This window comes from Vibrio sp. Vb0937 (assembly GCF_033338855.1).
Genome location: NZ_JAWOTK010000494.1, coordinates 1 through 1,004 on the forward strand (window position 1 = coordinate 1; position 1,004 = coordinate 1,004).

The 1,004-nt window shown below is 42.8% G+C and carries 2 pseudogenes; both read right to left on the reverse strand.

The window, feature by feature from the left end:
- Positions 1–314: pseudogene (locus tag R7P67_RS26750) on the reverse strand (response regulator); the annotation flags it as partial.
- Between the two features lie 111 nt (positions 315–425).
- Positions 426–1,004 (reverse strand): annotated as a pseudogene (locus R7P67_RS26755) (serine/threonine protein kinase); the annotation flags it as partial.

Genomic DNA, 1,004 nt, shown 5'->3' on the forward strand with positions numbered 1-1,004 from the left:
AGAACTGTCTCTTTTGTGGCATCGCTAGAAATCATAAGCACAGCGGTTGTGTCTGAAATCAGTTGTGCTCTGCTCAGGAGGTGAACGAGATCCAAACCGGTGTATTTTTCTGCAAGATGGTAATCAATCACTAAGAAGGAATAAAAGCGAGTTTTTGCGGCGAGTAAGGCCGCTTGCGTGTTAGTCACGCAAGTGATGTTAGAAGCTTTTGCGCCTAATGCAATGAGTTGGTGTTTCACTAGCAGTGATGATGTAGAACAGTCATCAACGACCAGGATATTGATATCACCAACGGCGACTCTTCCCTCGGCCAAAGTCTATCTTCCTTACTACAGCTACACTAATAAGCTAGTCATCTGAGTGCATAAAGGCAAGGCGTTTTTGAGGAAAGGGGCTTAGAAGCCCCTTAAATGAAACAAAATTCGTTAACTTTGCTTGGAATCTTGCTCAATTTGTTTCATCAAATCGTTCGCTTTCTTCATTGCTCGTCTAGCGCTGGTGGTCTTTCTCTTATTCAACAGAATGTCGGAGAATTGTAGATACTTGTCCGCTGTTTGGAAGCGTAGGTCATTGATATCTTGGAATCCAACAGGGAAGTTTTCAGAGAATTTATCGACGTCTTTAACTAACTTATCCAAATGTACAGTGGTTCTTGCTTGCTTTAGGCGATAGTACAGGCCATCAAACTCGTCTTGATACAAGATACGAGCGGCATCGATAGGGAAAGGTAACGGATTGCTCGAATCTATCGCCGTTTCATAGAGCTTCATTTCGAGCACCGCATCTTTCATCGCATTGCTTATCTCTAAGTTAGCTTTATGTTCATCGCTATTGGTGAAGAACGTGTTGCCAACCTTTATCAATGTTACTAATGCCGCTGCATCACGATCTTTCAACGCGTCACTTAAGTGTTTACCAAACACGTCACTAGAAAGTGAGCTCGGTACGAAAGGGTAGTCCTGATGGATCTGGTTTAGCTCTTCTTTTAGCTCATAGATAGACTT